The 13,828-nt window shown below is 35.7% G+C and carries 11 protein-coding genes; 6 read left to right on the top strand and 5 right to left on the bottom strand.

What is annotated here, in order from left to right; genetic code table 11:
* Window positions 1-48: 48 nt before the first annotated feature.
* From AB2Q86_RS00635 to AB2Q86_RS00625, 3 genes are all read right to left on the bottom strand, one after another.
* Entirely contained in the window at window positions 49-2,328 is a 2,280-nt protein-coding gene (locus AB2Q86_RS00635) for a hypothetical protein (protein ID WP_012582150.1), read from the bottom strand.
* Entirely contained in the window at window positions 2,325-8,165 is a 5,841-nt protein-coding gene (locus AB2Q86_RS00630; RefSeq protein ID WP_012582151.1) for a hypothetical protein, read from the bottom strand. Before AB2Q86_RS00630 ends, AB2Q86_RS00635 begins: the two co-directional genes overlap by 4 nt.
* Before the next feature lie 112 nt (window positions 8,166-8,277).
* Entirely contained in the window at window positions 8,278-8,937 is a 660-nt protein-coding gene (locus tag AB2Q86_RS00625) for a Crp/Fnr family transcriptional regulator (RefSeq protein ID WP_012582152.1), read from the bottom strand.
* A 457-nt stretch (window positions 8,938-9,394) separates the two neighbouring features.
* Between AB2Q86_RS00625 and AB2Q86_RS00620 the strand changes: the two genes are divergently transcribed.
* From AB2Q86_RS00620 to AB2Q86_RS00610, 3 genes are all read left to right on the top strand, one after another.
* Entirely contained in the window at window positions 9,395-10,378 is a 984-nt protein-coding gene (locus AB2Q86_RS00620; RefSeq protein WP_012582153.1) for an aldo/keto reductase, read from the top strand.
* 55 nt (window positions 10,379-10,433) lie between these two features.
* Entirely contained in the window at window positions 10,434-10,802 is a 369-nt protein-coding gene (locus tag AB2Q86_RS00615; RefSeq protein ID WP_012582154.1) for a MerR family transcriptional regulator, read from the top strand.
* Between the two features lie 177 nt (window positions 10,803-10,979).
* Window positions 10,980-11,483: a TM2 domain-containing protein gene (locus AB2Q86_RS00610; protein ID WP_003728958.1), complete on the top strand. Its 504-nt coding sequence runs from the start codon at window positions 10,980-10,982 to the stop codon at window positions 11,481-11,483.
* A 35-nt stretch (window positions 11,484-11,518) separates the two neighbouring features.
* Here AB2Q86_RS00610 and AB2Q86_RS00605 read toward each other — a convergent pair whose 3' ends face one another.
* The gene (locus AB2Q86_RS00605) at window positions 11,519-11,845 is read right to left on the bottom strand and encodes a hypothetical protein (RefSeq protein WP_041176476.1); all 327 of its coding nucleotides are present in this window, start codon (window positions 11,843-11,845) and stop codon (window positions 11,519-11,521) included.
* A 580-nt stretch (window positions 11,846-12,425) separates the two neighbouring features.
* Between AB2Q86_RS00605 and AB2Q86_RS00600 the strand changes: the two genes are divergently transcribed.
* The 3 genes from AB2Q86_RS00600 to AB2Q86_RS00590 are packed head-to-tail and all read left to right on the top strand — an operon-like array spanning window position 12,426 to window position 13,337.
* Complete coding sequence (locus AB2Q86_RS00600) at window positions 12,426-12,629, top strand: hypothetical protein (RefSeq protein WP_012582155.1); 204 nt, start codon at window positions 12,426-12,428, stop codon at window positions 12,627-12,629.
* Window positions 12,630-12,660: 31 nt separating this feature from the next.
* On the top strand, window positions 12,661-12,849 hold the full coding sequence (locus tag AB2Q86_RS00595; RefSeq protein ID WP_012582156.1) for a hypothetical protein: 189 nt from the start codon (window positions 12,661-12,663) through the stop codon (window positions 12,847-12,849).
* 5 nt (window positions 12,850-12,854) lie between these two features.
* Complete coding sequence (locus tag AB2Q86_RS00590) at window positions 12,855-13,337, top strand: AcrIIA4 family anti-CRISPR protein (protein ID WP_014588985.1); 483 nt, start codon at window positions 12,855-12,857, stop codon at window positions 13,335-13,337.
* A gap of 48 nt (window positions 13,338-13,385) precedes the next feature.
* Here AB2Q86_RS00590 and AB2Q86_RS00585 read toward each other — a convergent pair whose 3' ends face one another.
* Window positions 13,386-13,805: a hypothetical protein gene (locus tag AB2Q86_RS00585; protein WP_014588984.1), complete on the bottom strand. Its 420-nt coding sequence runs from the start codon at window positions 13,803-13,805 to the stop codon at window positions 13,386-13,388.
* Window positions 13,806-13,828: the final 23 nt, after the last annotated feature.

The following is a 13,828-nucleotide window of genomic DNA, read 5'->3' as shown; positions in this document are numbered from 1 at the left end:
TCCTACCTTCTATATGAGATTGGGGTACTGAGAAAATGTACCCCTCTACTATTCTTGATATACGTACAGTTGCAAAGTGCCCTTAGTATCATAAACAGCAATACGGTAATCAAAACTTTCTTTCGCAATCCTCGAAATTGTTTCCATATGGCTTACTAATCCAGTTTCATCAGCCGTTAGTTCTTTGTTAGCAAACGAAGTCCAACCATCATTTGTTCCAACCGCACGTCTTTCAAAGGCTACGCGATACGTTTCGCCTGCTTTGCGTTGCATCGAAAACATCATGTCATAAGTGGCATTTTGAGGAGCTAAAACTTCTTCAATCTTCGTTGTTATACCTGTATTGCGAGCTGTTTCTTGTTCAGCGTCCTCTGTTTTTTCTGTACTATTTTCTTCTGTTTGAAACGGTGTTAATGAAATAGTTAGTTTCGCATCTTTATCGTACTGAACATCTTGTTTAATCGGATATTCGAATGTTTTACTTTCTTTTGTATCGTTGTTTGTTGTTTTAAGGACTAACTTAGCTTCTAAATCAACTGTTTCTTCATCAGTAATCGGTACTAAACGAATACTTCCTTTTTCTTGGTTGACGATTTTGTAATCTACTTCGGACTTATCTTCATCTTTTAACTCAACCGTTGCCTGATTTAAAGTGTAATCCGTTGATGTCCAGTCGTATTCTACTTGCACAACTTTGTCTACTGATAAATTAGCTCGTAAACTCCTTAAAAGAGTTGCCTGCATTGTGTAGTATTTTTCTGAGCTATTCAATTCGATTGTTTCGCCGTTTTTCATTTCGATAATGGTTTGGAATTGGTACGCGGTACTTGGAGCTAAGTCTGTAACATTTAGCAGTTCTCCATTACCGTTAATAAAGTTTGTACCAACGTTCATGTAGAATGAATCACCATTTACTTTTTTCACTTTAATTCGAGCTCGTTTAATGCCTTCGATTTGTGCATCTAATGCAACATTTACTTTGATTGAAGTGCTAGTCACACTTTGCATTTGATAAATAGCTGATACTGATTGGGTAGTGAACGAGTCACTCTTCATTTTCACTTCTTGAATGCCTTTATCTGTGCCTAAATCATACTGATAGGTAAATTCAAGATGGTATTTCCCATTAGGTGAAAGTCCAGTTAGTGTAGCTTCTGTATCTGTAGCAGATGCATAATGTGTGTTGATAGTTTTACCAGTTTTTTCGTCTACAACACTAATCTTTGTAACACCAATCAAGGTATTATTTGGATCCGAATAATTGTAGCTGACTTTCGCACTAGTTACGCCCGGTGCTATATAGCCAATTCTTAATACTGGTATATTTCGTTCTAATTTTTTATTCAGTTCTTCAATTTTCTTAAGAACCGCTTCATAATTATCAATTTTTTCTAAGTCTTTTTGCGTAGCCCCACTTGAACCACTTTTACTACCTGTAGTTCCTGTGTCAGCTGAGCCGCTACCTGCTTTTATCTCATTGCCATATTTCTTCGTTGCGTTAAGACCATTGCTTGCAGATTCATTTTTATTGCTGGTTTCGCCGCTCGACTGCTTATCATTTGTAGCTGTTTTCTCACTAGCTGCTTTCTTTTCTTCTTCAGCAGCCTTTTTATCTTCAACGTCTTTTTCGTCTTTTTTCACGACGATTTTTTCATTATCTGTTCCGCCGAAGCTAGCAAGGTCGATTTTGCGTTCACCAATTGTATATGTTTCATTACTCGCATCTAAAACTGTCTCATCATTAACTTTTAATGTCATATGACCTAAATAACGGCTTTTCTTTTTATTTTCATAAATAGTGACACTTCCAGTTTTATCAATGAGAAGAAGCGGTTTGGAAACTTTCTTAATTTCTTTTCCACCAAGGTAAAGTGTCGCTTCTGCATTCAAGAAATATTGACGATTGGCTAGCTTTACAATACTTTTTTCAGCGATTTCTGAGTTTTTATATTGGTAGGAAGCGCCTTTTGGTTCATAGGTTTGTCTTCCTTTTAACTTTGTACTAACACCATTTACATCAATTACAGGAACACTTTTAGTGAACATTAACGCATCTTTATCTAAATAGAGAATGGTGCTTTGCATAATTTTATTGCGCGTGTCATCTTCATCATTTTTGGCGATTAATTGATCATCATTCCAGCTTCGATAAAGTGTGTGTCCTTTTTGAAATTGCAATGTTTCTTGTTCATCATTTAGAACCACACCATTACTAGGGAGGGAGACAAGATCATATCTTGCCTCTTTAAAAGATCCCCATAAGATTACAGAAATAATGATTAACGGAACAGCTGCAACGATTACACCTATTTTCCATGTAGGTTTCATTTACTTGCCTCCAGTTCGATAATCCCAAAAGTTTTTCCTGATTCTGCTTCTTTCACAGTAACTTTCGAATCATGATAATTTGCATCAAATTCCACACCCTCATTTAGCTCTTGTTTTTCGATTGTTTTGGTTTCCGTGAAATCTTTGCCGAACCATGACTGCACTTCTTCCCATGCAGAAAGTTCTTTCGGCTCAATCGTTACCGTCAGTTTTGTTTTTGCATCTGCGGTGTCATTAGCCATTAACGTAAAGCTATCATCAGTGATATTGGCTTTTAGATTGTTTTCTTCGTTATTACCTTGATAAAGAGCAACTGGTTTGTCTTTTTGATCGAATACAGTTATTGCATAATTACTCGTTGGCTTCATAGACAAATTAACTGGCTCAGCCAAATCTTTAGCCTTAACTTCCTCTGTATCAATCACTTTGCCATTTTCATCTTTTAATTCAAATGTGTACGTTTCTTTTGCTTCTGTATCTACTTTTGTCGTATCTAGCTCGACAGCAACATTCGTATCAGTAGCTCGCACACTTCTGAAAGATTTTAGATTCGCAGCAATATCTTCTTGCAAGGTGACAAAGTTCGATGATCTTTCATAGGTTTTAACTTCATTCAATGGTGTTCGATAAGTAACAACCATTTTACCTAGGAAGCTTTGATCCTGCTTCTTACCTGCAACACTAAAGCTTTCAGAGACTGTAGCAGGATACGAAGTTGGTAAAGCAACTGTTTTTCTCTCAACTAAACTAGTTCGCTCATTGTTACCACCATAATCAATCAACTCATAGAACTCTATTTGGACCTTTTCAATAGTTGTTGATCCAGGAATCAGTTCTTTCGCTTGAAACTTGATCTTTTTCGTTGCTGCATCAAGTTGAATTGTCAGTGAGTTTGAACTTACGTATTCATCGTCCGTCGTAAAGTTTAAACTAGTATTCCATGGTTTGTTTCCATCACCATTCAAATTGTCGTAATTTGTATTGATAGTTAGTGTATAGCCTGTTGCTGGCTCTAAGTTGTCGAATGTGTTCAGCCAACTAGCTGTATTCCCACCTACGAAAGAGCCATTCTTAACTATTTTTCCAGTTGTCGTTTCTTTTAACACATATTGGAATTGCTTATTCGTCCCGCCTACAAAGTAACCATCTGGGTCGTTATAAGAGAATTTCAATGTTGCTTTTCTAGTAGAAACACTTTCTAGTTTAATTGGTGCACTAACTGTTTTTGGCGGTGTAATAAAAATTGATTTTGCATCGCTTAAGAAAATTGGCGCCTTAGCTAGGCTTGTTTTCATGAAGGCTGCAATGACATAGGTTTTTCCTGAATCATAGTTTTGAATGCCAAGATTATTGTATAAATTAAATTCTGGCGTTTTCGATAAATTATCAAAAGTTGCCGCTGGCGTCTTAGTGCCTAATTCTTGTTCCAAGGCTACTAGATCCGATAAATTAGACGATATAGTCGAAGCATCATATAAACGATATTCGATATTTGTCAAAACGTTACTTTCATCAATAAAGTTGTTATTTCCTTTGATAGTTCTAAATCCGTAAGCCGCATTCCATGAATAACTTGTTGAAGCCATGCTTGGAAGACTTTTCTCGGTAGTGATTGTTTCGGAATAATATACTTTATCTTTCGCGCCTTCCCCGTCTAACAAATCATATTTCCCTTCCACTTTAATAACATACGTTTTATCAGGTGAAAGATCCGTAAGGGAGATATCTCGAGTTGGTAGGCCGTCAATTCTAACTGACTTGACTAGCGTTGTTCCATCCTCTTTGTATGCATTAACAAACAGCTCATTATCGCCATCTTTTTTAACGATAGTATTATCTTTATCTTCACCAATAACATCTAGCTTAACTCGCTTATCATAAATACTAAGCGCCTCAGCTGTAATATCTGGCTCTACTAAAGCTTTTGTAGTAATTGATTGTGAAACTTTTCCTGTTTCTTCTTGTGCAGAGTAAAGATCAATTTTTGAACCAGCTGATTCCGTAGAAACAAGGCCGGATGAGAAGTCAACATAACGACCGTTAAGTTCGGCTACATAGCTTCCATCGTCTTGACGTCTAAAGTTAAATGGATCTGCAGTTTCACTATTACTAATCAGAACCCCACCACGATATGCAATGTAAGTCCCGGTCCAAATGTTTTTAAATTTAACACCAGAAATATTACCTTCTGAGTCAGTTGGTCCTTTCGTAACTCGGTAAACATCTGCTCGATTGGCATTTTTAGTTGTTGATAAACCGCCATTAGATGAAGTTACGAAAGCAGAATTATTATTAAGTGACACATAATAGTTTTCAAATAACTTTTCATTATTAATTCTGTTTTCCATATAGTTCATTTTCATATCAAGCGCTAACTGATAGGAATTGTTAAACCATACATTCCCAAATGGTAAATCGATAGTTTGTTCATCAAATTGCTCGTCACCTATTTTAGCAACTGAATAATCTGGACTAGAACTATTTTCCGCTTGAATACTATAAGTTGTTTTCATGACATTGCTTTTCGCTATGTCATTAGGTTCAGGAGTTAGAATCATTGAACGACCAGTTTCATCAAGTGCAAATTGCGCACTTGCTTGTGGCGCAGTTGTATTCATCGCTACCAAATCTTTCGTCATAAAGACAGTTGATTCTGCAGGTTCTCCACTAGTAATAACGTAATCACCTACTGTTTTAAGCGTTGTCGCACCTTCACTTGAAAGTGGCAATGTTACAGTATTTTTTCCGTTTTTAAGTTGTGCAGATCCACCCGTTGAACTAGTGATTTCTAGTTTTCCAGGGATAATGGCTCCTTCGATATCTTTTACATAAACATTGAGTTTCACTTCACTCGCTGTTCTTTTTAAAATTTCATATCCAACAGATGGTTTTTCTTTTTTGATTTGAATTGTTTCGGAACTGATTTCAATACGATGATCTTCATAATTATCATTCCAAATTACTTCTGCTTTAATCATGTATTCAAAACCGCGCCCTAATTCAGTACTATTTAAATCAAAATAAGAATGCTTTTCAAATTCAGCCGCTGTTGTAACTTCTTGTTCGACAAGCGGCGTATTTAAATCATCTACTTTATAGATTTTGTACGTGATGGAGCTAACTGCATTGTAGTCATCAAGCATTGGTTTTTCTGTAGCTTCAATACCTGCTAACCCGCCCACTTTCATCTTCGTCGGTTGATAATCAAGAAGGACTTTATCAGTTATTGGTGCTTCTCTTTTTGTTTTAAAGACCAATTCGCCTTCTACAGGCACTTGGTTCATCCCACTATCAGAACCATCCTCTACTTTTAACAAATATTCTTTATTAATAGCTAGGTCGTCAAAAAGATATGTTTTTCCATCTGCGCTCATTAGTTTCTCAAAGTCGCTGTCTAAAGGAATCGTTTTTAAAAGTGTATTATTTTTCTTATCATAGATTTTCAAGTTAGCTGCACTCAGTTTTGTCGCAGATTCAGAGAGTTTGATATTAATTTCTGCCTGAGTAGTCGTAACTGATTCCATTGTAAATGTGGCATCCACTTTTGCTATTTCTGTTGTTTGGAACACGCTAGATTGACCAATTAGTTTATCTACCATAATCCCTGAGCCATCATCTAAATCATAAGAAGCCGTCATTACTACAACATAATACGTTTCACTTTCTAAACCATCATATTCGAGCAAGTTTGTAATGTCGGATTTATTTCGAAGGTCAACTGTAGCAACTGGATTGCCGCTATATAAACCTTGCGCATTCGATTTATAAAGTTTTAAAGTTGGATGCGTCAAATTATCATAAAGTATTGTATTATCAGCATCAAAAACTTCATAATTGATGGTTAATTTATCTTGTTCTGCTTCTTTTAGAGAGAATTCTACAGTTGGTATGCTTTTCATTCCAACTACAACCGCATTAGAAGCCGGAGTAGCAAAGGTAAAGTCAGATTGATTGTTATTACCGGAGATATAAGCTACAAAAACGTAATTCCCATCGCTCATATCAACCGTTCTTCCAACTTTTACGGATGTTTTCTTTTGACTTGCATCAACTACAGAATAAGCATATTCCTTCGCATTCTCACCATTTGCTTTATAATCTTCTTCTAAATAGGCAACATAGCGAATACTAGTAATAGAGCTATCTTTATCAATTAAATTGATTGGAACTGCTGTGAATTCACCTTTCTCAGTACTGTAAGAAAGATCTATTCCCGCCATCGTTGGTTTTGCTTTTAGTGTTGATGCAATGAAATACCAATTTTCGTCCGTTACATCTTTACCATCAACTACTAGTTTTTCCATTTCGATGATGTATTCTTTACTACTATTTAACGAGTCAAATTTAACTTCTGCTTTGCCATTTTTCGTAAGTGCTTTAGCATCCACTTTGACTGTTTTAGAAGTTGTTGAGTTACTGTTGTTTTCTTTGATTCTTAGAACTAATTCATCCACATTTCCGTATAATTCTGTAGCAGTTATCTCCGCTGTAACACTATCTTGGCTGCGTTCGACTACTTTTGGTGTCAATACAACCGGTTTCGCTTCCACTGTTTGGCGGAAGAAAATCGTCTCTTGAATTTTGTCGTTTGCGGATTTGTACTTCCCTTGAACCACGACTTGGTATGTTTCGCCGTATTTCAAGCTATCAAAAGCAAAATTCTGATCCACTTTTGATGAATTTAATGCTACTTTTTTCACAACTTTATTTTCGCTGTCATATAAAATTGCTTCTAAAGATTCCAGACGTTTAGATGAATCGGTTAGTTGTAATTTTGCAGAGGCTTTCTGACCCTTCACAGTTAACTCTACATCTACAATCGGTACTTGGAATGTGCTTAAACTTTCAGCGTCATTTAGCTTTTTGATGATTTCATTAGCTTTACTCACGTCAGTGGTGTTTTGGTTATTCTTCGTAGTTTCGCTTTCGTTTGCAACGTTCTTATCAGTTGTGCCTGTATCCCCGCCACTAGCATCTCCCGTTGTTGCTTCTGTATTAGCTGCATTTCCATTTGATGCTTGATTTGTTTCTGTTTCTGTTTTTGTTTGTTCATTGTTTTTATCTTCTTGCTTCTTCGTTTCATCCGTAGTGGTTTTTTCTGTTGTTTCTTTTGTAGTTTTTAGATTTCGTTTCTCGGCCTTGTCATCTATTTCAACCTTAATCGAACGAACATCAATATTTTCTTCGTTTTTAGTTTGACTAACCAGCATTTCCTTCTTCAAGTCAAATTGGTAATGATTATTTTCCATTTCAATATAGGCATCATCGCCCGCTAGTTCTTCTAATGTTTTTTCGCCCATTAATAAAACTTTCTTATTCTCATCAATGGAAACAATAACGTTTTTTGGTAATTTCTTGTTAAGTCCTTTTTTATTTTTTAAATAGGAATTATCTAAAATAATGTAGCGCCCTTCGGCAAGTTTGACTACTGTACCTTTCGGAAGCTGCGCAATCGTTTTATCTTTGCTAATGTTTGCTTTGTATGTTCCTTTACTTTCAGTGACAAATGTTTTTGAAGGCATCTCAATTAAATCTGATGCGCTTTTAATAGCTACACTTTTACCTAAAAATTGGATTCGTCCATCCTTTAAAAATAATGTTCTCGCCAAGTTGATCGGTTTTACTTCTTTTCCGTCCGAAATGGTCTTTTCATTATTCAGCCAAGCATCATTGTACTTCGCATCAGGTGAAAAAGTGACTAATTTGCCTTTCGGACTATAAGTAAATCCTTCTGTTTCAATAGCATACGCATCATCTCTCATTAGAAAAAATGCGGAAACAATTGCACTAATAGCTAGTACAGATACAATAATTACAACTAAAATATTTTTCTTCAAGTCCTACTTCCACCTCTTTTGTGTATAAATTTTTTATGCTTGGGAAAGAACTTGATTCATTAGTTCAAGCCTTGTACCATTAGAAAACATCTATGCCTTGTTTTCCTTTAAATTAATCCGCTACTTTTTGAACATCTCTTTCGAAGTATTCAAGTCTCATTTCGCGTCCTTTAAGTTTCCATGGGGAAGATTTAATGTCCAGCATTCCTTTATTGTGTAATTCATTTACAGTAGAAGATATCGTGGAAATGGAGCAATTCGCTAGCTTAGCCAGAATATTTATTTGAAGCCACTCTGGGAAAACCGGTAATGTGGTATTAGATAAATTATTTTCTAATAAAAAGTTAAGAGTAGAAACAACTTTATTTTTCGAATTCTCGGTACCAAGTAGAGCTTGTCTCTTGAGGTCCTGTTCATTTTTTTCTGCTATTTGTAAAAAGAAATTGGATAAAATTTGATCTTCTTCTAATTTCCCAAATACGCCTTCCGCGCTAATTAAACAAATCTCAGATGTTTCTAAAGCTTTCAATACCACTGGATTTCTAGTTGGGAAAATGAGATTCTTTTCAAAGAAACAGCGTACAATCCCTTTTTTCTTGCCGTCACTTTCTTCTATTAAAGTCCCGCTCTTTACTAATAATACGTGTTCTCTATCTATCGTAATGCTTTCCCACGCTTTAATTTGTTTACAAACGTAAGAAAAATTATCAAGTAAATATGCGTAAATAATAGCATCTCTTTTAATGTAATCATGGTATTCAATGTACTTCATATGTCTAATCATCCTTTCTGAAATTCCATCACAAACTAATTATCTTAGAAATTAAAATGTTTTCGTACAGGCAATTACGCTTAATTTACGAGAAAATCCATTTTTTTCGACAATTTTTCGTAACATTTATCTTTTGGTCAAATTGTTAAAAATCGTTAAAATCATTGATAAATCTTACTTATACAAAAAAGGCAAGAAAAAAACTATTTCCTAAAACAATAGCAAAATAACTAAAAAAGAAGCGAAAATCAATTTAATATTTGGATTTTTGCTTCTTTCATTGCTTTTTAATGAGTATATAGACTTAAGACTATTGGTATAATTGTCATTTTTACTACCAAATTGCGCAAACCTTATTACTTTAAGCTTGATTGTTATTATTTGACTTAAAGTTAACTTTAATTGATAAGCTAAATTAGAGATTTTAACAATCCAATTTTAAAAGGAGTGCATTCTTATGGATAAGAGACGATTAGGCACGACTGGCTTAGTTACATCAGAACTCGGATTTGGTTGTATGGGGCTCAATTATCATCGTGGTCCGGCGAAAAATCGGAATGAAATGATAGAAGTCGTTCGCGCCGCAATGGATTCTGGTATTACAATGTTCGATACCGCCGAGGTTTATGGTCCTTATACAAATGAAGAACTTGTAGGAGAAGCTTTGTCTAGCAAAAGAAATCATGTTCAAATTGCAACGAAAGGTGGCTTTAAAATCGATGGTTTAAATAACGAGGTTGATAGCCGCCCAGAAAGTCTCAAAGCAGCAGTGGAAGGATCGCTAAAACGCTTAAAAACTGATTACATTGATCTGTATTACATTCATAGAATTGACCCTTCTATCCCAATTGAAGAAGTTGCCGGAACTATCAAGCAGTTAAAGCAAGAAGGAAAAATTCTACACTGGGGGCTTTCCGAGGCAAGCGCCAAAACCATCCGACGAGCTCACAAAGTAGAACGTCTAGCAACAGTGGAAAGTGAATACTCCATCTGGTGGCGAGAAGCCGAACAGGAAATATTTCCGGCTTTAGAAGAACTCGGCATCGGCCTTGTCGCATATAGTCCTCTCGGTCGAGGCTATTTATCTGGTAAGCTTGATATCAATACTAATTTTACTGAAAATGACAACCGCGGCGGCCTACCAAGATTCCAAAAAGAAGCCATGAAAGCCAACCAAGTGCTGCTCGATTTTATGAAAGAAATAGCCGACGAGCAAAATGTCACAACAGCTCAGCTTGCCATCGCCTGGATTCTCGACCAAAAACCATGGATCGTCCCAATTCCCGGAACAACAAGACAAAGTAGAATAAAAGAAAATATCGCCGCCACTAAAATTCATTTTGATGATGCAGCACGACAAAAAATAGCTACTGCTTTATCTCAGATTGAAATAGTTGGTGACAGGTACTCAGCTGCCGAAAATAAACGCATCGGAAAATAGTTATTTCCTATAAAAAGTGGTATCCTTATGAAAAATACACAGATGAGGTGATAAGATGTCCTTTTCCATCGGTGAATTTTCCGAACTAGTTGACATCCCCAGTAGCACCCTGAGATTTTACGAAAAAGAAGGATTAATAACCCCTGAACGCGACAAAAACAACTTGCGCACTTACAGCGAAGAAGACGCCAATTGGTTGAAATTTTTGCTACATTTAAAAGGCGCCGGATTATCAATAAAAGAATTAAAACAATACACCATTTGGCGCGCAGCAGGCGACAGCACCATTTCCGAACGATTGAATATGTTGAAAGAGAAGAAGATTGTTTTGGTGCAAGAGATTGAAAACTTGCAGAAAAATTTGGATACAGTGGTTAGGAAGATTGGGATTTATGAGGAGAAGGTTGCGAAGCTGGATGTTTAGCTGACCTTAATTTTCTTGTATTTAAAAAAATAATTACATTCCTTCAAAAATAATTAATTTTTCTCTCTTTGCATATGCCTTTTATTAACGTTTTATGATAACATTAAATAGTAAATTTTTCTCATGTTTAATAAAAGACAATTTACAACTGCATATAGAGAAAGGGAGAGAAGGAATATGGCAAAGGTCATTAAAATTGAAAGTGATTCTGCAATAGTACTAAAGGATAATGGGGAAACAATTGACGTTTTATTAGATTGTTTTACATTTAGTCCAGACACTGGAGATGAAGTCGAAGTTTATAAACACGGGGAAGAACTAATTGTTAATAAAAAAGTCGAAAAAACTAGTGAAAATCCTAACATTAATATCGTTAACAATACCTCTCAAAACCAAGAGCAGGCCCAAGAACAAAAACAAGAGCAAACTCAAACTGTTATCACAGAAATTCGGTTTTCAGGACAAAACGAAGGAAAACTAGTTAATAAATGGGTTTATGTCGCTTTAGCTCTTTTGCTTGGAACATTCGGTGCACATAAATTTTTAGCAGGAAAAAACGGTCAAGGCGTTCTTTACATAGTATTTTGCTGGACTGGTATTCCTTCCATTGTATCGTTTATAGAAGGAATTGTTGCTATATTTAAAAAAGCGAATGATGCTAACGAAATTCTTATTCAATAATATAGAAAAAGACAACCTGTTATGGGTTGTCTTTTTTAGGCGTTCTTTTTATTGTAAAACTTTTTTGCTAGTGAGAAGATAATTATTATTACAAGGAAAACTAGGAGAAAGTTTATTATTAGGTTGAGCCATTGGATATTTATTCCTTCGTTCTCCGAGAAAAACATCTCCAAAAATGCACCTTTCTTCTCTGTTGTACTAATTACAGTTAGCCATCTTAAAGGTGCCCCATATATATATTCATAAAAACTCACTTTACTTCCATCAGCTATCGCAACTGTTGGGGGTATGATAAATAACATGGTGATTAGGAAGATAGTTGATGTAAATAATTGATTAGTTAGCTGTTTTATTTTTTTCATGTTAGCTCCTGTTGGGTGAAGGTTGGTTTTTCTGTTTGGGATTTCATAAAAACATTTAGCTCATTTTCAAATATGGGTTGCAATGATTCTGAAGCCATTTTGATAAAAAACCAAAAATAAATCAGCTTATTATTGAAATTATTAACAATTTCCCCGTAAAAACGACAAAACACCAACGACTTTAACAGTCACTGGCGTTTGTTTTTTATGGGTTGTGAGGGTTTCGAACCCCCGACCCGCTGATTAAGAGTTCAGTTTGTGCATGGCTCTTAATAGATGTTAATAGCTGTTAATGGCGGTAATATGCGATTTGCTAGTTTGATAAAACGCTTAATAGACGTTAATAGATGTTAATGGATGTTTCGCGCTACCCATGTTCTACCCACGTGGGTAGCGCGAAATGATACAACTTTTAACTACTTATTATGAAATGTAAGGAAAAAAGCATCAGACTTCGGTTTGGTGTTTTTTTTTATTTTAAAATAAATTTAATAAAACTATTGACTATAACGGCACAACGTGATAGTATATAAATGTAGCAAGGACATCAAATATAAAACAGACAAAGGATGGATGAGAGATGACAAACATAAAAGCTATTTTCGAAAAATGGGGGCATGGACACTTAACTGAAGTTATAGAGGATTTAAAAGAAGGTTATGAAGTAGTAATAAATGTAGTAGATAGAGATACTTTTAATCTCATGAATGACTTAAATGCAACTGGCGAATTTACGGTATATGAAGATGCCATAAACGACACAATCACAATCGAACACTGCTAAAAAAATTAAAACAAGAAAGAGAGTGAATTGAATGAAAAATGATTACATGTTTAAAGAAATTGCAGAAAAAGAGCAAGAGATTAAGAAGCAGCTTGAGCGATGGAAAAATCGGGGTATCAGAAGTGCAGGCTTTGAAAGCAGAAATATTGCAGAATTATTTACAGAATTAGCTAATCTGGAACGCTTGTCCGATTTAAAAATAATGGAAAGCGAGGCATAGTAAAAATGGCTGGGTATTTAAAAAGATACGCTGAAGATAGAGGATGGACGCTGTATAGATTGGCAAAAGAGTCTCACTTAAGCGACTCGACACTTAGAACAGCGGATTTAACAACTCTGAACAAGTTATCGGTCATAAACATTAAGAAGATAAGTGAAGCCGTTGGAGAGACACCGGGCGAGGTGTTAGATGATTTAATTAAATTCGAGGAGAGGGTGGAAAAGATGAATATTAGCGAACTGATTAGAGAAATCAAAAACAAAGACTATGCAGTACGATTGGAAGGGACGGATGACAATAGCATCACCAAGCTAATCATTGATGTCGATAATGATGGAAATGAGTACGTAATTTCTGAAAGCAAAAATGAGTCTATAGCTGAAAAGTTTGCATCTACCTTCAAAAACGGCTGGAATAAAGAGTATGAAGATGAAGAAGAATTTTATAATGATATGCAATCAATCATCTTAAAAAGTGAGTTAAACTAATTTTAAAAAAAAAAGACCTCTTAGCTTTGCGCTAGGAGGTCTTTCTGCTTATAGTTTTGCAATAGAGTTGTATGTTAGGGTCTCGCATCGTTTAACATCTGCTAGCTTAATCTTGAATCCCCACTCCCATGTGTCGTTGAAAACAGCACAATTTACATAGCCAGCTTTCAAACTGGACGGGTCAATTCGTACAATCTCACCTCGGGTAATTTTGATAACACCCTTGCCCCCAACGCTCTCTGCGAGCTTTTGAGTTACTTTAGCCAGTGCAATAACGTAACTTCCCGAGATCGCGGGGCATGTCCAATGCGCCCGATTTGTGTACCCCTTAATAGTCTTAAATAAACAATATCCGCCACTCTCGTATTTAAAAATGGCGTTGCGTGGTAACTCTGTAACTACCTTTTTGTATGTCTTATCTGTGTATATTTTGACTCCGCTTTCTACTACAATGTTCTTTTGTGCCATCCTTGTTGCCCCCTATGTTTTTT

Source organism: Listeria monocytogenes (genome assembly GCF_041765605.1).
Taxonomy (GTDB): Bacteria; Bacillota; Bacilli; order Lactobacillales; family Listeriaceae; genus Listeria; species Listeria monocytogenes_D.
The sequence above is the reverse complement of the archived record's forward strand: the minus strand, read 5'-3'. Positions and strand labels throughout refer to the sequence as shown.